The 18,169-nt window shown below is 60.2% G+C and carries 14 protein-coding genes and 1 pseudogene; 10 read left to right on the forward strand and 5 right to left on the reverse strand.

Going from position 1 to position 18,169, the window contains the following annotated elements:
• Positions 1-48: 48 nt before the first annotated feature.
• Positions 49-1,545 carry a trypsin-like serine peptidase gene (locus NMB39_RS10265; protein ID WP_057024997.1) on the reverse strand — a complete coding sequence of 499 codons (1,497 nt, stop codon included), beginning with the start codon at positions 1,543-1,545 and terminating at the stop codon, positions 49-51.
• A 300-nt stretch (positions 1,546-1,845) separates the two neighbouring features.
• Between NMB39_RS10265 and NMB39_RS10270 the strand changes: the two genes are divergently transcribed.
• Complete coding sequence (locus NMB39_RS10270) at positions 1,846-2,172, forward strand: DUF2388 domain-containing protein (RefSeq protein ID WP_043049594.1); 327 nt, start codon at positions 1,846-1,848, stop codon at positions 2,170-2,172.
• 142 nt (positions 2,173-2,314) lie between these two features.
• On the opposite strand, the gene NMB39_RS10275 is transcribed toward NMB39_RS10270, so the two are convergent.
• Positions 2,315-3,193, reverse strand: coding sequence for a LysR family transcriptional regulator (locus tag NMB39_RS10275; RefSeq protein WP_043049434.1), 879 nt, complete (start codon positions 3,191-3,193; stop codon positions 2,315-2,317).
• Positions 3,194-3,324: 131 nt separating this feature from the next.
• On the opposite strand from NMB39_RS10275, the gene NMB39_RS10280 reads away from it, so the two are divergent.
• The 9 genes from NMB39_RS10280 (at position 3,325) to NMB39_RS10320 (ending at position 15,088) form a co-directional block, all read left to right on the forward strand.
• On the forward strand, positions 3,325-4,191 hold the full coding sequence (locus NMB39_RS10280; protein ID WP_059397215.1) for a hydrolase: 867 nt from the start codon (positions 3,325-3,327) through the stop codon (positions 4,189-4,191).
• A 126-nt stretch (positions 4,192-4,317) separates the two neighbouring features.
• Positions 4,318-5,886 carry an ABC transporter substrate-binding protein gene (locus NMB39_RS10285; protein WP_494339315.1) on the forward strand — a complete coding sequence of 523 codons (1,569 nt, stop codon included), beginning with the start codon at positions 4,318-4,320 and terminating at the stop codon, positions 5,884-5,886.
• 11 nt (positions 5,887-5,897) lie between these two features.
• Positions 5,898-6,839 (forward strand): ABC transporter permease, encoded by a 942-nt coding sequence (locus NMB39_RS10290; RefSeq protein WP_059397217.1) that lies wholly within the window; start codon positions 5,898-5,900, stop codon positions 6,837-6,839.
• Positions 6,836-7,705 carry an ABC transporter permease gene (locus NMB39_RS10295; RefSeq protein ID WP_046068846.1) on the forward strand — a complete coding sequence of 290 codons (870 nt, stop codon included), beginning with the start codon at positions 6,836-6,838 and terminating at the stop codon, positions 7,703-7,705. Before NMB39_RS10290 ends, NMB39_RS10295 begins: the two co-directional genes overlap by 4 nt.
• A gap of 2 nt (positions 7,706-7,707) precedes the next feature.
• Positions 7,708-9,339, forward strand: a complete 1,632-nt coding sequence (locus NMB39_RS10300) for an ABC transporter ATP-binding protein (protein WP_494339314.1) — start codon at positions 7,708-7,710, stop codon at positions 9,337-9,339.
• A gap of 129 nt (positions 9,340-9,468) precedes the next feature.
• Positions 9,469-10,749 carry an OprD family porin gene (locus NMB39_RS10305; protein WP_494339313.1) on the forward strand — a complete coding sequence of 427 codons (1,281 nt, stop codon included), beginning with the start codon at positions 9,469-9,471 and terminating at the stop codon, positions 10,747-10,749.
• A gap of 66 nt (positions 10,750-10,815) precedes the next feature.
• Complete coding sequence (locus NMB39_RS10310; RefSeq protein WP_198721021.1) at positions 10,816-12,333, forward strand: serine hydrolase domain-containing protein; 1,518 nt, start codon at positions 10,816-10,818, stop codon at positions 12,331-12,333.
• Complete coding sequence (aptA, locus tag NMB39_RS10315; protein WP_494339312.1) at positions 12,330-13,655, forward strand: omega-aminotransferase AptA; 1,326 nt, start codon at positions 12,330-12,332, stop codon at positions 13,653-13,655. The genes NMB39_RS10310 and aptA overlap by 4 nt, the downstream gene beginning before the upstream one ends.
• Before the next feature lie 14 nt (positions 13,656-13,669).
• Positions 13,670-15,088, forward strand: a complete 1,419-nt coding sequence (locus tag NMB39_RS10320) for an aldehyde dehydrogenase family protein (protein ID WP_494339311.1) — start codon at positions 13,670-13,672, stop codon at positions 15,086-15,088.
• 134 nt (positions 15,089-15,222) lie between these two features.
• Here NMB39_RS10320 and NMB39_RS10325 read toward each other — a convergent pair.
• The 3 genes and pseudogenes from NMB39_RS10325 to NMB39_RS10335 all read right to left on the reverse strand — a co-directional run.
• Positions 15,223-15,444 (reverse strand): annotated as a pseudogene (locus tag NMB39_RS10325) (hypothetical protein); the annotation flags it as partial.
• Between the two features lie 72 nt (positions 15,445-15,516).
• Positions 15,517-16,926, reverse strand: a complete 1,410-nt coding sequence (locus NMB39_RS10330; protein WP_494339310.1) for an amino acid permease — start codon at positions 16,924-16,926, stop codon at positions 15,517-15,519.
• Positions 16,927-17,113: 187 nt separating this feature from the next.
• A complete protein-coding gene (locus NMB39_RS10335; RefSeq protein WP_057024986.1) occupies positions 17,114-18,148 on the reverse strand; it encodes a histone deacetylase family protein in 1,035 nt (344 codons plus the stop codon).
• Positions 18,149-18,169 lie beyond the last annotated feature (21 nt).

The following is an 18,169-nucleotide window of genomic DNA, read 5'->3' on the forward strand; positions in this document are numbered from 1 at the left end:
GAATCCGGATGGTAGTCACCCTGGTTAGCAAGATCAGAGATTGCCGCATCACCTGGCATGACGCTGCGAGCGAACCGTTGCTCCTCTGATCACATCTGTGCGAATGGCCGACGGTTGGCCAGCGTTGTTGCGTGCATAGCTGCATAACGTGATCGGCAACTCTGCTATGTCAATGAAAATGCCGTCCATGGCCAGGGTGTAGCGATCGTCGTCAATATCGCCACATGTGGTGCTGACCGCCGCGTTCACGCTGTAGTAGTAATGCTGGCTGAAACCGTTGTGCTGGGTTTCCCAGGCGACGTGATAGCGGTGCTTGAGCTGCGGTGCCGGTGCCGGGTTGGTCAGGAATACCGAATGGGTGAACGCATTGCGCAGCAGCGCTTCGGTCAGCGGCTGCTCGGCCTTTTGCACCCCGAGTATGCACAGCACATGCGGCCCCAGCTCTGGGCCGATGGGCTGATTGATGTAGGCTTCATCAGAGGCGGCAGCCACTTGGTAACCGTGCGTGCGTGCGCAATCGCTGATGTCATTCACGGCTTTGAATCGGTAGAACGGTTCCTGGATTGAAAACCTCAGGTTCCAGGTCGGACGAATAATTTTGTCGGCGGCGTCACGTTGTAAATGCACATAGGGTTTCAGGTTCCACGGTTCGTCCAGCGTGATTTCAACGGCCTTGAGCTGGCAGGTCGGGGTGTCGTTACGGAAAACGCCGTCTACAAAGCAGTAGTACAAGTCGTTGGCGGGGTAGCTGTAGTTGAATTTGGCAGCTTCGCACGCCGAGTTGTTCTGGCAGCTATTGAGAATGTCCTTCTGAATGGCAGACGCGACTTTGCTGATGATGCTGGTGATCTCATTGGTGTTACGGTCCAGCATCGGACTGCCGGAGCTGCCTGGACGCAGGCCGTTGCAGCGGTTGCGCAAGGCGCTGGGGAACACGCCGGGATGTTCGGCAAAACTGTTGAGGGTCGACTCTACGCAGGCACTCATGCGCAGGCCTTTTTTCAGGAATCCGGTCGGCGCTCCCACGTTAATCACTTCTCGATCCGACGTCTGCCGTTGGGAGGCCAGCTTGAGTGGCATGATCGCGCCGGCCACCAGCACGCCCAGTGATGTATCCAGTTCGAGCACGGCCAGGTCAGTGCCCGCCATGCTGCTCCAATGTGCTGTCTTGACTGTGTAGGTGACACGCTGTTCGGGCGTGTCATGAAAGTAATTGAAGGTCACCTCTGCGGTAAATGCCTGGCGCACGCGCGCCGTACCGTAGCTGTAGAACACACAATGCCCGGCGGTCAGCACATAAGCCGGGCCGACGGCCTTACCCTGGCGGTTGCGCGTGTCGAGCAGAACGGCATTGCAGGTCTGGCCTAAGGCGTTTTTCAGTGAACCGATGCCGGTCCACTGCGGATACCGTTGGTTTTTATTTTCAAGTGCCACGGAAGGTGACTGTTCAGTAAGTCCCTCAGCCAGGTCTCTGGCGTGGCTGGGCCAGACAGTGCCGAGCAACAGGAAATACAGGATGACGCAGGCGGTGTGAGTAAGTGACATAAGGGGCCTCGACATAGAAGTCATTGATTGGCTGAAATTACCCAATCAGGCCAAGGCAGGAGGCATACATGACTATTGCGTAACCCTTGGTGCGAGTGCGGATTGAAGTTGAAAGCCGATCACGTCGGGTCCATCAGCGACCGGGCGTTCGTCCTGGCGCCTTGGCAGCGAACCGTCAGTGTGATTTTTATAGCTTTATTGGGGAGTGGTCAGTGCACCCGCATTGCTCACTCCCATCGCTTGCGCTAGCCCTCTATTTTGCTATCTTGCCCGCTCGTATCGCAGTGGAAGCATCGAAGCATGGATTTATGGAAGACGTTGGCAGCCATCATCACGGTGTCGATCAGTGCTGACGTAATGGCGTGGTATGTCGAAAATCCAGTAGAGCGGGCGCTGACCGTCACGACGCTGTTTCCGACCATGATCCTCGGCGGAACAACAGCATTCACAATGTATGGTCCCTCGTTGATGAAAAAAGCCAAGAACGATGCGCTCGCATTCATAGGCTCTGATGGTGAGATCCGCGGCGCGCAGTTTGAGCAAGCTTCTCGCTACTATCGCTCGACCTATAACTCGCCGCTAATGTCTGACATGCAGTTGGCGCGAGCGATCGTCGTGGCGTACTGAGTACAACCTTTCACACCCTCTTCACATTTATGTGTTTATGGTTACTCCAGCTCCTGGTGAAAACCTCTTAGCCCGTGCCCCATCGCGGGCTTTTCTTTGTCTGCGATTTCAGGGGCTGTGTACTACAGGCAAAAGGGGATGATTACGTTGCCACAGCCGACATCAGCAGCTTGCGAATTTCCCCGGTAATTGCACTTTTGGTGCCTTGCTCCAAGATCCCCACTCGGCGCACCGCCAAGTCTCCCGGCAATGGCAGTACACGCAGGCTTGGGTCTTTGTGCCAGTCGAAATTTTTCAGCAGCGGCACAATAGCAACTCCGACTTGCTGGCGTACCAGGTCTGCGATGCCGATGATCGAGTTCAGCTCGAGGATTTCCAGCGGTTCGACCGATTCACTCTTGATGATCGACTGCACCTTGCGGCCCACGGCGGTGGAACGGTCATAGCGAATGAACGGCTGGGTCCTGAGCAGTTCCACAGCGTCATTGATGCCTGCGGTTTGCGCAGTATTGGCGAGCATGACGATGGGCTCGTTGTAGAGTAGGGTCCAGCTCAATCCATCGAAGTTCTGCCGCGCGGTCTCGATCAGCAATGCCGCGTCGAGCTTGGCAGCGTGTACCAGGTTGACCACTTCGTCGGAGCGGGCGGTCATCAGGTTGACCGATATGCGCGGGTGCAGCTTTTTCAGTTGCACCAGGCAATTGGCGAGCAGGCCCATGCCGGAGGTAATGCCGCCGATGGACACTTCCCCTTCCATGGCCATGCCATCGGGCGCCTCTGCAATCATTTGCTCGTAGTCCGCCAACAGGCGCTTGGCCTTGGGCAGCAACAACACGCCATCGCGGCTCAGCTTGATCTGCCGCTGGCTACGGTCGAACAGCGGCCGGCGCATCTCTTCTTCGAGGGCGCGCATTTGCTGGCCGACGGCGGCGTTGGTGAGGGCCACACGGTCGGCGGCGGCGGCAAAACTGCCGTACTCGGCGACGGCGATAAACGTCTTGAAGAAACGAATGTTGCTCATGGGTAGACCCGCGCTCATGGGTACGTCGGCATAGTAAAGCTTTTGTTTACTCTGGTTAAAGTTAAATTAGTTTTTCTTTTTATAGTGCTCGACCAATACTCAAGTCCGAACTGACTCGGCGAACTTTCCAAATGAGCAATCCAGATATCAGCCCTGAAAGCGCAGCATTACGTGCGGCAAAAAACGTGTATCACCTCGGCGCCACCACCGTGTACTCCCACTATGAGGACAGCCGGTTTGCCTACACCCTTTACGTGCCTGAAAGCATCGAGGACCGCACCCGGCCGGTAGACCTGGTGGTTTCGCTGCACGGCTCGACCCGCGCAATGGAGATTTATCGCAATGGTTTCGCGGAATTTGGCCGCTGGAACGATTGTGTGATCCTGTCGCCGCTGTTCCCGGTCGGCGTGTTGGGCGACGGCAATGGTGATGGCTACAAGCAGATGGTCGAAGGCGATATCCGTTACGACCAAGTGTTGCTCGACATGATTGCCAGCGTTGGCAAGCGCTACGGTCGCAGCTTCGATACCTTTGCATTGTTCGGCTATTCCGGTGGTGGGCAATTCACCCATCGCTTCTGCTACCTGCATCCCGAAAAACTCTGGGCGGCGTCCATCGGCGCACCGGGTTCGGTGACCCTGCTCGATGCCGATCAGGACTGGTGGGTCGGCGTGCGGGACTTTGCCACACGCTTTGGCAAACCGTTGAACCTGCCAGCTTTGCGGCGATTGCCCGTGCATATGGTGGTGGGGGATTCAGACCTCGAAACCTGGGAAATTACCCACCGTGAAGGCGGCAAGCACTTCATGGCCGGTGCCAACGCTGCCGGGCGTACGCGACCGGAACGTCTGGCTACCTTGAAGGCCAGCTTCGAGGCCGCCGGTGTGCAGGTGCACTTTGACCTGCTGCCCAACGTCGCGCACCAGGGCATCAAGGCCATGCCGGCGGCCCAGGATTTTTTCGCCAAGGTGTTGCGCCACAAGCGCAGCCTGGGCTGATTCACCGCTGCAAGCTGCACTCAGAACAGACCGTATAACAATAACCAAGGATTCACTCATTCTGATGCCGGTCCTGCCTTGGCCCACGCCAACGACCGGGACATTTCTTCAAGGAGTCTTTCTCCCGTGAACAATTACGTAAAGACGGCACTGGCCGTCGCGTTATCGGCGTGCACGTTTTCCATGGCCGTCGCCCAAGACAAGGTCATCAGCGTTGGCCTCAACGGTGATATCCGCAGCACCGACCCGGGCGTCAACCGTGATGACAATACCGATGCGGTAATGATGCATATCGTCGAAGGCCTTGTGGCGTACCGCGAAGACACCAGCGTCGCGCCGATGCTCGCCAGTGCAGTCGCCGTGTCGCCGGATGGCCTGCGCTACACCTTTACCCTGCGCGACGGCGTGCACTTCCAGAATGGCCAGTTGCTGACCGCCAAGGACGTGCAATGGACTTGGCAGCGTTACCTCGACCCCAAGACCCAGTGGCGTTGCCTGGCGGAGTTCGATGGGCGCGGTGCGGCCAAGATTATCGATGTCGCCGCCCCCGACGCAAACACCGTGGTGTTCACCCTGGACCAGGCCAACGGCTTGTTCCTCGCCGCCATGGCGCGCCCGGATTGTGCCGGCGGCGGCATCCTGCACCCGGACTCCCTGGCTGCCGATGGCAGTTGGCACGCACCTATTGGCACCGGGCCGTTCACCCTGGGCAAATGGCAGAAGGGCCAGTACGTCGAGCTGGAGCGTTTCAAGGACTACAGCTCACGGGCCGAGGCCACGGCGGACGGCTACACCGGCAACAAGCAGGCGTTTGTCGACAAGGTGCGGTTTGAAGTGATCCCCGATTCCGCCTCGGCCAAGGCCGCGTTGCTGTCGGGTGGCGTGGACCTGCTGCCGGATGTCACGGCGATGGACGCTGCGCAACTCAAGCAGGTGAAGAATCTGCAGGTCCAGGTCAGCCCTATCATGACCATCAGCGGCCTGCTTTTCCAGACCCGCGACCCGTTGCTCAAGGATGTGCGCATCCGCCGTGCGGTGGCGTTATCCCTGGATTACTCGCAGATGGTCGCGGCGTTGTCCGACGGCTTGTCGGTGGCCAACAACTCAATCATTCCCACTGCGAGTCCGTACTACGACAGCACCGCGCACCAGGGTTATACCTACAACCTCGACGAGGCCCGGCGCCTGTTGAAGGAGGCCGGCTACCGCGGTGAAAAAATCCGCATGCTGGTCAACAAACGCTACCCGCAGATGTTCGACATGGGTTTGCTCAGCCAGGCCATGACCCAGGCGGCAGGGCTGAACATCGAGATGGAAACCCTGGAGTGGGGCACACAGTTGGAGCGTTACCAGACCGGTAGCTACCAGATGATGTCGTTCTCCTATTCGGGACGTTTCGATGCGGCGCAAAGCTACGAGTCGGTGATCGGCGACAAGGACAAGGAACCGCGCAAAGTCTGGGACAGCCCCGAGGCCCTGGCGATCCTGCGTGAGGCCCAGCGCGAAGTGGATCCCGCCAAGCGCCGGCCCCTGTTCGACCAACTGCACACGCTGATGCTCAAGGATGTACCGATGGTGGTCATTTACAACGGCACTGCCATCGGCGCCATGGGTAAGCGTGTCGAGGGTTATCGTTCCTGGCCTGTTGCCAAGCCGCGCCTGTGGGGCGTGAAGCTGGCCGACACTTCCAAGTAAGGCGTAGCGCTATGTTTCGATTCATCTCACACAGGCTCGGCATGGCGGTGCCGACCCTGTTGCTGATCTCGGTGATTGTGTTTGCCTTGATCCGCCTGATCCCCGGCGACCCGGCCTTGCTGATGCTCGGCGACATGGCCGACCCGCAAAGCCTGGCCGATATGCGCAGCAGCCTGGGGCTGGACCACTCGGTGGTGACCCAGTACCTGATCTGGATAAAGTCGGTGCTCAGTGGCGACCTCGGGGTGTCCATCAGCAGCCGCCAGCCGGTTTTGGATTTGCTGGTGGAGCGCTTCAGCGTCAGCGCCACGGTGGTGCTGGTGGCGGTGCTGTTGGCAACCCTGCTGGCGGTGCCGGTGGGTCTGCTCGCGGCCTGGAAGCAAAACAGCGCGATGGACCTGGGTCTGGTGATGACGGCGACGCTGTTGCTGTCGGTTCCGAGCTTTTGGTTGGGCTTGTTGCTGCTCTACGTGTTCGGTATCCAGCTGGGCTGGCTGCCAGTGATCGGCTACGTCGGCTTTGGCAGCGACCCGATGAAAGCGCTGACTTATGTGGTGCTGCCAATCGTGACCCTGACCCTGGTTGAGTTCGGCGCCATCGCCCGAATGGCACGGGCCAGCACCATTGAAGTGTTGCGCCTGGAATATATCGCCCATGCCCGGGCCAAGGGCTTGTCGGAGGGCGCGGTGCTGTGGAAACACGCCCTGCGCAATGCCTTCGCACCGACCTGGACCCTGATCGGCCTGATCCTCGGCAACCTGCTCGGCGGCATTGCGGTGCTGGAAACCGTGTTCACCTTGCCCGGTATCGGCCGGCTGATGGTCGACGCGATCTTCTCCCGCGACTACCCGGTGTTGCAGGGCTGTCTGTTGCTGATCACCTGCATCTATGTGTTGGTCAACCTGTTGGTGGATCTGCTGTATCCGCTGTTCGATCCAAGGGTGAAGCTATGAACTTGAAGACGCCTGCCTTGCCCGGCGTTGCGGCGATCCCGCCGCGTCGACGCCGACGCTACCCGCCGCTGAATGCGCTGATTGGCGGCGGCTTGCTCGCAGCCCTGGTGTTGTTGGCCTTGCTCGGCGTGGTGTGGACGCCATACGACCCGCTCAAGCTCGACCTGCTCTCGCGCCTGCACGCACCGAATGCCGTGCACTGGCTGGGCACCGATGAATTTGGCCGGGATGTGTTCAGCCGCTTGATCATCGGTGCGCGCACCAGCCTGTGGATCAGCCTGCTGTCGGTGAGTGTGGCGGTGGTCTGCGGCACGCTGATCGGCATGCTCGCCGGTTACCTGCGCGGCTGGACCGACCGCATCCTGATGATGCTCAACGATGCGCTGCTCGCGTTCCCCGGCATCCTCATGGCCCTGGGCATCATGGCGATTGTCGGGGCCAGCCAGTACGGCATCGTGCTCGCCCTGGGCATTGCCTACACGCCTTCGGTGGTGCGGGTGGTGCGCGGCAGTGTGCTGTCACTGCGTGAGCTGGAGTTTATCGAGGCGTCGCGGGTGATCGGCAACTCCGAGCTGTACACCATGTTCCGCCACATCACGCCCAACTGCCTCGCGCCGTTGTGTGTGCTGGCCACCAGCATGTTCGGCTGGGCGTTGCTCTCGGAGAGCGCGCTGAGCTTCCTCGGCCTTGGCGTGCCACCACCGGCCGCGACCTGGGGCAGCATGCTCTCGGCGAGCCGCACCTATATCTCGAACGCGCCGTGGCTGGGGATCTTCCCGGGCATCTTTATCAGCCTGACGTTGCTTGCTATCAATCTGTTCGGCGATGCCTTGCGTGATCGTCTCGACCCGCGCATGAGGAAATGAGCATGAGCGTACCCGCGCCTTTGTTGGCCGTTGAAAATCTACAGATTCGCGTCGGCGTGGACGGTCCGCTGGCCGTCGATGACTTCAGCTTCACCATGGCCCCCGGCGAGATCGTCGCACTGGTGGGCGAGTCGGGCAGCGGCAAGACCATGGCCGCGCGCGCTGCCATTGGCTTGCTGCCAGCACCGATGCAGGTGTGCGGTGGGCGCATCATCTTTCAGGGCCAGGCTCTGGACAGCAGCAATGCCAAGGCCATGCGTGCAGTGCGCGGCGCACGGATCGGCATGGTGTTCCAGGAGCCGATGGTCTCGCTCAACCCCGCGCTGAGCATCGGCCGGCAGATGAGCGAGGCACTCAAACTGCATACCACGCTGGATGCGGCGACGATCCGTGAGCGCTGCATCGCCATGCTGCAACGCATCGGCATCAAGGACGCCGAAAAGTGCCTGGTGTCCTACCCGCACCAATTCTCCGGTGGCATGCGCCAACGCATCATGCTGGCCTCGGTGATGCTGCTGCGCCCGGCGCTGCTGATTGCCGACGAACCCACCACGGCCCTGGATTGCCTGGCGCAACTGGATGTGATCGAGTTGATGCTGGAACTGACTCGCGAGCAGGGCACCGCGATTCTGTTTATCAGCCACGACCTGTCCCTGGTGGCGCGTTATGCCCACAAAGTGGTGGTGATGCGCTCGGGCAAGGCGGTAGAGCAGGGCCGTATCGAAGACATCCTCTTTGCGCCCAAGGCCGAATACACCCGGCAATTGCTCGAAGCGCTGCCACGGCGCGGGGAACTGGTGCCAGTGCCGGCGGCCGACAGCGGGTTGTTGCAGGTCCGGGATGTGTGTATCGAACACCCGGGGCCGCGCAGCTTCTGGGGGCGCAGCGTGCCCAAGCGCGTGGTGCACTCGGTGAGCCTGAGTATCGCGCCGGGCGAGACCCTGGCCCTGGTTGGTGGCAGCGGTTCGGGCAAGACCACCCTCGGGCGTGCGGTCGTCGGCTTGGTCAACCCCTGTGCCGGGGCGATCCTGTTCCAAGGCGTGGATATCCTCAAAGCCGCCAACCGGGCACATCGCCTGCAATGCCAGATGATCTTCCAGGACCCGTATTCGTCCCTCGACCCGCGCATGACTGTCGGCCAGATCCTCGCCGAACCGCTGCGCCATGAACCCGCCCTGACGGCTGCGCAAAAGCGCCAGCGGGTCACCGACACCCTGGTCGACGTGGGCCTGCCCGAACAGTTTCGCGAGCGTTTTGCCCATCAACTCTCCGGTGGTCAGCGCCAGCGCGTGGCGATTGGCCGGGCGTTGGTGCGCCGGCCCAAGCTGGTGATTGCCGACGAGCCGATTTCGGCGCTGGACATGACCATCCAGAAGCAGATCCTCGAACTGTTCGAGCGCTTGCAACGCCAATACGGCTTTGCCTGCCTGTTCATTTCCCACGATCTCTCAGCGGTGGAACGCATCGCCCACCGTGTGGCGGTGATGAACCAGGGCGAGGTGGTCGAAATGGGCCCGCGTGACGCGATTTTCGACGCCCCACAACACCCTTACACCCGTCGGCTACTCGCCGCGGCCAGCCCCTTGGAGAAACGTGCGGACGGCAGCTATCGCCTCCGTGCCAGTGTGATTTAGGTACTGCTGCACCCCAGGCCACGGCATTAAACCCAGCCCTTCGCAAATCGACGATTTGCGAAGCGGGCGAAGCCATGGCCGAAGAAAACAAAAACAACCCCACTCAACCTGTCTGCCAGGAACCTACACATGAATAACCGCATCAACAAAGTTGTCGCTAGTGCCAGCGTCATGGGCGCCGGTTTCATGCCCTTGTTTGCCCAGGCCGACTTCGTCGCCGACAGCAAAGCGGCGCTGGAGTTGAAGAACTACTACTTCAACCGCGACTACCGCGAGTCCAGCGGGCAGAACAAACGTGCCGAATGGGCGCAGGGTTTTATCCTCAAACTCGAGTCGGGCTTTACCGACGGTACCGTGGGTTTTGGCCTGGACGCGGTGGGTATGTTGGGCATCAAGCTCGATTCGAGCCCGGCCAACTCCGGCACCGGGCTGCTGGCACGCTCCAGCATGGCCGAGCCAGGCTCCCCCAGCTACGCCCGCCGCGCCCATGACAACTACTCAAAACTGGGCCTCACCGGCAAGGCGCGCCTGGCCAAAAGCGAGTTGCGCGTGGGTTACATGGTGCCTGACCTGCCGACGCTGCAGCCGAACCTGAGCCGCCTGTTCCCGCAGAGTTTCAGCGGTACCGCAGTGACCTCCAAGGACATCGACAAGCTGACACTGACCGCCGGCCAACTGGACCAGGTCAAGCAGCGCGACTCAACCCACTACGAGGATATGGGGCTTACCAGCCAGTACGGCGCCTACAAAAGCAGCGCCAAGAGCGATGAGTTCCGCTACGCCGGCGGCGAGTACGCACTCACGCCGACGACCTTTGTGACCTACCAGTTCGCGCAACTGGAAAGCCTGTACCAACAGCATTACCTGGGCTTGAAAAACAGCTTTAAGTTGGGCCCGGGCACGTTCAAGACCGATATCCGCTATTTCAGCGCCAGTGAAGACGCTGCAGGCCTGGCCGGCAAGGTGGATAACCGGGCGTTGAGTACGCGCATCGGCTATGGCCTCTACGGCCACAACCTCAGCGGCGGTTACCAGGAACAGTACGGCTCGACGCCGTTCACCTATGTGGACGGAACCAACACCTACCTGTTCACCGAGTATCAACTGGCCAACTTCTCCCAAACCGGCGAGCGCGTGTGGCATGCCCGCTATGACTATGACTTCGCCTTGCTGGGCATTCCGGGCCTGCTGTTCTCGACGCGTTATGCCAAGGGCGACAACGCCAAGGTCATCGGCTTCAACGGCGAAGGACGCGAGTGGGAGAGGGACTTGAGCCTCGGCTATGTGGTGCAGAGCGGCACCTTCAAGGATGTCTCGCTGCGTTGGCAGAACGCCAGCGCTACGAGCAACTTCGCCCGTGACACCAACGAAAACAGAGTGATCCTGGGCTACACCGTGGCGCTCTGGTAGCGGTAATGGCGTGCAACAGGAACAGCCTGTTGCACGCCCAAGCAGTGGAAAGAGGGGATAGATCAGATGACGAGTTTGCCGTTGCGGCGGGCACTGCCCAGTCAACAACGCGTATCGGCGCGTGGCGTAAGTGATTTCATCGAAGCGGTGAACGCTGCGGACCTGGAGTTGCACAGCTTCATGCTGTACCGCGATGGCGCGGTGGTAGCCGAAGCGTTTTGGGCGCCTTATTGCGCCGAACGCCTGCATGTCCAGCATTCGGCGACAAAAAGCTGGGTGTCCATGGCCGTCGGGCTGTTGGTGGATGACGGCGTGCTGTCGCTGGACGCCAAGGTGGTGGATTTTTTTGCCGCCGATTGCCCGGCATCCATCAGCGCCAACCTGGCGGCCATGACCGTGCGGGATTTGCTGACCATGCGCACCGGCCATCGCCAGGGCATTTCTGGTGGCGCCTGGCGCGGGCGCAGTGACAGTTGGGTGCGGTTGTTCCTCAATGAGCCGGTCGAAGACCCGCCAGGGCACCGGTTTATCTATAGCAGTGCGTCGAGCTTCATGCTCTCGGCGATTGTCAGCGTAGTCAGCGGCCAGACGGCGTTCGAGCTGTGCAACGCACGTATCTTCCAACCCATGGGCATGGGCCCCATCGAGTGGGATCTGGCTCCTGGCGGTTTCAACACCGGTGGCAATGGCCTCAGTTGCCGCACCGAAGACTTGCTCAAATTCGGCGTGTTGCACTTGCAACACGGCAATTGGCAGGGGCAGCAATTGCTGTCCCGAGAATGGGTGGCCGAAGCGACCCGTGGGCACGTCGATGATGTATGGATGGGCGCCTTCGATGGCAAGCGCTACCTGAGTCGCGACGAGTCGAGCGGCGCGGCTGTCACGCGCCGCGAAGGCTACGGCTACCAGTGGTGGATGACCCTGCACGGTGGGTATTACGCCTCCGGCGTGTTTGGCCAGCAGTGCATTGTGCTACCGCGCCATAACGCGGTGATTGCGTTTACCGCGGGACTCGCCCTGGGCGAGCGGCGCTTGCACAGCCTGCTCTGGGAGCATCTTTTGCCGGCGCTGGACGTACCCAGCGAAGGCTCGGCGGATGCCGCGCTGGCGGCGCTGCTGGCCCATCAACAACGGCCAGTCATGTCTGGCGCCGCGAGCTCGCCGCGCCAGGCTGAATTCAGCACTACGTTTGCCATGCAGGCCAACGAAGACCAGGTCAGCGAAGTGCGCCTGGAGTTCGGGCCTGAGTATTGTGACTTTTACCTCACCGACCCCCGTGGCACCCATTGCATCCGGGCCGGGTTGAGCGCCGGCATCGAAACCCAGACCAGCATGACCGGCCACTATCTGCATCACCAATACCAGCCGGAACTCACCCCCGTGGTGGCGCAGGCGCGCTGGACCGAAGACCGGGTGTTGAGCATGACCTGGCAGTTTGTCGAGACGGCGTTTTGTGATCGGGTCACCTGCCGTATCGAACACGGCACCTTGTACGTGGACCGCAGCGTCAACGTAAACGCAGGCCCGTTGCAGCGCCCGACGCTGGCCGGCCATCCAACCATCGCTTCGCAGGAGTCGCCATGAACGATTTTTCCAACCCTTCAGTTTCCGCGCGCGGCGCGTTCTGGGCGCCATTTACCCCGATGCGCCAGTTCCAGCAACAACCGATGATGTTCGCCAGCGCCGACGGTATGCACTACACCACCACCGATGGGCGCCGCGTACTCGACGCAATGGCGGGGCTGTGGTGCGTGAACGCCGGGCATGGCCAGCCGAAAATAGTCGAAGCCATTCGCGAAGCGGCGGGGCGCCTGGACTTTGTCTCGTCGTTCAAGATGAGCCATCCCCAGGCCCTGGAAATGGCCGAGCGCCTGATCGACATCAGCCCCGCCGGTATGGAGCAGGTGTTCTTCACCAACTCCGGATCTGAAGCGGTGGATACTGCGTTGAAGATCGCGCGGGCGTATCACCAGGCGCGTGGTGATTGCCGTCGGACCAAATTTATCGGGCGTGCCAAAGGCTACCATGGCATGGGCTTCGGTGGGCTGTCAGTATCCGGTATCGGTCGCCAGAAACGTGACTTTGGCCCGCTGCTGGGGGAGGTCTCGCACCTGCCATTGCCCTATGACGCGGGCATGCGTTTCAGCGTTGGGCAGCCGCAGCAGGGCGCCAGTTACGCTGATGCGCTGACACAACTGCTGGATATCCAGGACCCGAGCACCGTGGCCGCGGTGATTGTCGAGCCGGTGACCGGCTCCGGCGGGGTTTATGCGCCGCCCCAAGGCTATTTGCAACGCTTGCGCGAGATTTGCACACGGCACGGCGTGCTGTTGATTTTCGACGAGGTAATCACCGGTTTTGGCCGCGTCGGCGCGCCCTTTGCCGCGCAAGCCTTTGGCGTGCTGCCGGACCTGATCACCACCGCCAAGGGCCTGACCAACGGCGCCGTGCCCATGGGCGGCGTGCTGGTCAGTGGCGCGGTGTATGAAGCGTTCATGGCCGGGCCGCAGAATGTCATCGAACTGATGCACGGCTACACCTATTCCGCGCACCCACTGGCGTGTGCGGCCGGGTTGGCGACCCTGGAGGTGCATCGTGAATTGGGCATCAACCAGCACGTCAACGCGGTGAGTGGGCTGTGGCAGTCGACCGCACTCGCGCTGCAAGGCATCGGCGCGGTGCTGGACGTACGCGCGATCGGTTTGCTCTGCGCGGTGGAGCTCGAGCCGCGTCCTGGTTTCCCCGGCGCGCGTGGCAGCGAGGTTGCGCAGTGGTGCTTCGACAACGGCGTGCTGGTGCGCGGCTCGGGTGACACCATTGTGATTTCGCCGCCGCTGGTCATCAGCCCGCAGGAGATCGCCCAGGTGTTCGAAACCCTGGCGAGTGCCCTGAAACACGTCGCCTGAAGGGAGTCCAAGGTATGTCGGATCTGTTTGAGTTCTATATTGACGGTGCCTGGGTCAAGCCTCACGGCACGGCCATTGAGCCCGTGGTAAATCCATCCACCGAGCAGGTGGTTGCGCGCATCACCCTTGGCGACAGCCACGATGTGGACCGCGCAGTCGGCGCGGCCAGGCAAGCGTTTGCCGGGTTCGCAGCAAGTTCGCTTGAGGCGCGTGTCGACCTGCTGCAACGCATTATCCAGGCCTACAAACTCCACAGCGAAGCGCTGGTCGAAGCGGTTCACCTGGAAATGGGCGCGCCGCTGTCCCTGGCCCGCAGTGCACATGTGCCGGCAGGCCTGGGCCATCTGGTGCAGGCGCTGGAAGTGCTACGCGATTACCGCTTCGAACGCCGCGTCGGCCAGACGCTAGTGGTGCGTGAGCCTATCGGTGTGTGCGCCCTGATTACCCCTTGGAACTGGCCACTCAATCAACTCACCTGCAAGCTCGCACCCGCCCTGGCGGTGGGCTGCACCGTCGTACTCAAGCCAAGTGAGTGTGCGCCGTTGTCGGCGCATATCGTCGCGCAAATCCTGCATGAGGCCGGGGTGCCGAAGGGGGTGTTCAACCTGGTCAACGGTAATGGGCCGGTGGTTGGCGCTGCGCTGGCCAGCCATGCCGAGGTGGATATGGTGTCGTTTACCGGCTCGACCCGCGCCGGCATCGCAGTGGCCAAGGCGGCGGCCGATACAGTCAAGCGTGTGTCCCAGGAGCTGGGCGGCAAATCCGCGAATATTCTGCTCGACGACGCCTATCTGCCTAGCGCGGTGCGTCACGGGTTACAGGCGTGCATCCGTAACAGCGGCCAGTCGTGCAATGCGCCGACGCGCCTGCTAGTACCGCGCGCGCAGCAACAGGCTGTGATTGATATCGTCCGGGAAGTGCTGGCGCAGGTGTGTTTCGACGACAGTCAGCCGACCTGCGCCATCGGCCCTGTGGCGAACGCCCTGCAATTTGAACGGGTTCAGGCCATGATCGTTAAGGCCATCGCCGAGGGTTCGCGATTGATCGCCGGAGGACTGGGACGACCACGGGGGATTGAGCGCGGGTACTACGTGCAACCTACGGTATTTGCCGACGTCACCCCGGACATGCTCGTGGCGCGGGAAGAAATCTTCGGCCCGGTCCTGGCGATCATACCGTACGACAGCGAAGCCGAGGCGATAGCCATCGCGAACGACAGCCCTTATGGCTTGTCAGGCTACGTCGCCTCGACCAGTCTTGAACGCAGCCGTAGGGTTGCGCGGCAATTGCGCACCGGCATGGTCCATCTCAACGGCGCCCGGGCCGACCAGGCAGCGCCGTTTGGAGGCTACAAGCAGTCGGGTAATGGGCGGGAGTGGGGCGAGTTGGGGTTTGAAGAATACCTGGAGAACAAGTCATTGTTTGGGTATTAACGGTTTCAGAGGTACGCGACGGAGCGGCAAATAGATTAACCGCCCCTTTGCTCGCTAGTTGGTGCTAACACGCGAACAAAGCCGACCGCTTCGGTTGGTCGTTAAAGATCCTCGGACCGGCGTATTTCGCTACCGGCTTCACGGGTGGTGAAAAACGTATGTGCCTCGGCAATCGCACTGCTCATATGGCTGCGCCTGCGCGACACTTCGGCATTGAACGTCAGCAGCAGAAAACTATAGACACCGCTCAATATGCCAACGAGCAGCACCACACCGAAAATGCGCAGTAAACGGCGTGCGGCGTTTGGGGTGGAGAGGAGGGGATTGATCTGGTGCAGGTACGTCTTGAGTTTCATTGTGACAAACATAGAGACGTGGGGCTCGGGTAGGAATGAGACGATTCTCAAAAGCTTTCGGCCCCCTGCGGCTCAGATCGCAGCCTGCGTTGATCTTCCTGTGTCACGCCTGCTGCGCGTTAGCTGATAAGCAACGGCCAGCCATATAAACCATCCTGGCATGACCATCAAGGCAACGCGGGTGTCAGGTCTCAATGCCAGCAGGCACAGAACGAAACCCATAAAAGCCAGTGAAAGCCATGCCATTGGCACGCCACCTGGCATCTTGTAAGCAGATTTTGCGTGAAGCTCAGGACGCTTTTTGCGATAGGCGATGTAGGACACGAGGATGGTCGACCACGTGAAGATCACCAGAATCGCTGACACAGTGGAAACGATGGTGAAGGCCGTCATGACTTCCGGAACGATGAACAGCACGAGTACGCCCAGCAGCATCAACAGCGTGGTGAAGGCCAGGCTCAGCAGAGGCACGCTGTTGCTCGACAGTCGCCGAAAAATACCCGGAGCATTGTCCTGATTCGCCAGCCCGAACAGCATACGGCTGGAGGAGAATACGCCACTGTTGGCCGATGAAGCGGCGGATGTCAGCACCACGAAGTTAACGATGCCGGCAGCTGCGGGAAAGCCGGCGACGAGGAAAAGTTCGACAAAAGGACTTTTTACAGGTGACACCTGTTGCCAGGACGTTACCGCAATAATGCAGCCTAATGCCAACACGTAGAACAGGATGATTCGCAACGGAATCGAGTTGATTGCCTTGGGTAAGGTCCTCTCCGGAGACCGGGTTTCTGCCGCAGCGGTGCCGATCAGCTCGGTGCCGGCAAATGAGAATATCGCCATCTGAAAACCGGCAAAAAAACCAAGCAAACCGTTAGGGAATGCAGCCTGCTTGTTCACTAGATGGCTCAGGGACGCGGTAACGCCATTGGGGGATACGAACGAGCTGGCAATCAGCACGATGCTGACCCCAATAAGCGTCACGACGGCGATGATCTTAATGATCGCGAACCAGAATTCGACTTCACCGAAAAGCCTGACCGTCAGTACGTTCAAGGCAAACAGTGTCGCCAGCATCCCGATAGCCGGTATCCAGGCAGGCAGATGGGGGAACCAGTACTGGAAAAAGCCACCAACGACGACGGCATCGCCGATCACGGCAACGCACCAGCTCAGCCAATACGACCAGCCGAGAAAAAATGCGGCGCGAGGTCCCAGGTAAGCGCCGGCAAAATCGGCAAAGGTTCTGAAATTCAAATTGGAAAGCAGCATTTCGCCCATGGCACGCATGACGAAGTAAACGAACAGGCCAATGATCATGTAGATGAGGATGATCGAGGTGCCGGAGAGGGCGATGATCTTTCCGGAGCCCATGAACAAACCTGTACCAATGGCGCCGCCCATTGCCATTAGCTGGATGTGACGATTGCTGAGCGTGCGCTGCAGCGTGGGTTGTTCAACCCGCTCTGATGAATTCGATTTCATTTCAAAACCTCTTGATCTTATGTTTTTGAGTTTTGGCAGAAAAGTGGGTATCCAGCGCCACTGTCAGGATGCAATGGCGGGTGACGGCATTGGTTTATCTGGGTGATGACGTCCCCCTGCACATGCCTGTGGCGTCACTTACAGGTGAACTGGCCGTGCGCATATAGGCGGCTTTGGCCGGGGGCGTTCAGGCGCGTTTGCTCTCGAAGCCATGCAATACGTTCACCGCATTGATTCCGATTTCATCGACCATGTAGCCGCCTTCCATCACGAAGAGGGTGGGGCAACCAACGTTCGCTATCAGCTCGCCAATCCCGATGAAATCCTCGCTTTCCAGCAGGAAATGACTGATGGGATCGTCCTTGAAGGTGTCGACGCCCAATGAGATCACCAATACTTCCGGCGCGAATTGCTGAAGTTTCTTGCAGGCGTGAAGCAGGGCGTCGCGGTAGCTGTCCCAGGCGGTGTTTTTCGGCAATGGGTAATTGAGGTTGAACCCTTCGCCACGGCCGGCACCGACCTCACCGCTGAACCCTGAGTAGTACGGATAGGACACGCTTGGCTCGCCGTGCAGCGAGACGAACATGACATCATTGCGCTGGTAAAAAATGTTCTGGGTGCCGTTGCCGTGATGAAAATCGACGTCGAGTACCGCGGCACGTTTGGCGCCCTGGGTGATCGCCTGCTGTGCGGCAATTGCCGCATTGTTGAGATAGCAGTAACCCCCCATGTATTCACGCGCCGCGTGATGGCCCGGCGGACGGCAGAGGGCAAAGGCGCTGTCGTGGCCTTCATCGATAAGTGCCAGACCTGTCAGTGCGATATCGGCACTGGTCTTGACCGCCTGCCAGGTGGTGGCGGTGATGGGTGAACCGGCATCCATTGCATAAAAGCCGAGTTTGCCGTCAATAAAGGTTGGCACCTGGTCGTTGGCCAAATCGCGTACAGGCCATACCAGTGGCAATGCATCATGAGTGCGTCCTGTCGCGCACCATTCTGACCACGCGCTTTCCAGGAAGCTCACGTAGCGCTCGCTGTGCGCGTTGACGTAGCACGACCGGTCAAACACGCGGGGTTCGACTATCTGGCCAAGGCCTACTTGCTTGACACGGTTGTGAACGGTGTCGGCCCGACTGGGCTGCTCGAACGACGGCTTGAGCACGCCATCCTTCAATTCAGTGCCATGGTGCAGACGGTGGGAATCACTGAAAACTGTAAACATTCTGCGCATCCGTTAATGTGA

The organism is Pseudomonas sp. FBCC-B545 (assembly GCF_059134095.1).

Coding starts and splice junctions, on each gene's coding strand:
- NMB39_RS10335 (WP_057024986.1), bottom strand. CDS start 18,148: ATGTTTACAGTTTTCAGTGATTCCCACCGTCTGCACCATGGCACTGAA.
- NMB39_RS10275 (WP_043049434.1), bottom strand. CDS start 3,193: ATGAGCAACATTCGTTTCTTCAAGACGTTTATCGCCGTCGCCGAGTAC.
- NMB39_RS10270 (WP_043049594.1), top strand. CDS start 1,846: ATGGATTTATGGAAGACGTTGGCAGCCATCATCACGGTGTCGATCAGT.
- NMB39_RS10320 (WP_494339311.1), top strand. CDS start 13,670: ATGTCGGATCTGTTTGAGTTCTATATTGACGGTGCCTGGGTCAAGCCT.
- NMB39_RS10305 (WP_494339313.1), top strand. CDS start 9,469: ATGAATAACCGCATCAACAAAGTTGTCGCTAGTGCCAGCGTCATGGGC.
- NMB39_RS10330 (WP_494339310.1), bottom strand. CDS start 16,926: ATGAAATCGAATTCATCAGAGCGGGTTGAACAACCCACGCTGCAGCGC.
- NMB39_RS10265 (WP_057024997.1), bottom strand. CDS start 1,545: ATGTCACTTACTCACACCGCCTGCGTCATCCTGTATTTCCTGTTGCTC.
- NMB39_RS10290 (WP_059397217.1), top strand. CDS start 5,898: ATGTTTCGATTCATCTCACACAGGCTCGGCATGGCGGTGCCGACCCTG.
- NMB39_RS10280 (WP_059397215.1), top strand. CDS start 3,325: ATGAGCAATCCAGATATCAGCCCTGAAAGCGCAGCATTACGTGCGGCA.
- NMB39_RS10295 (WP_046068846.1), top strand. CDS start 6,836: ATGAACTTGAAGACGCCTGCCTTGCCCGGCGTTGCGGCGATCCCGCCG.
- NMB39_RS10300 (WP_494339314.1), top strand. CDS start 7,708: ATGAGCGTACCCGCGCCTTTGTTGGCCGTTGAAAATCTACAGATTCGC.
- NMB39_RS10310 (WP_198721021.1), top strand. CDS start 10,816: ATGACGAGTTTGCCGTTGCGGCGGGCACTGCCCAGTCAACAACGCGTA.
- aptA (WP_494339312.1), top strand. CDS start 12,330: ATGAACGATTTTTCCAACCCTTCAGTTTCCGCGCGCGGCGCGTTCTGG.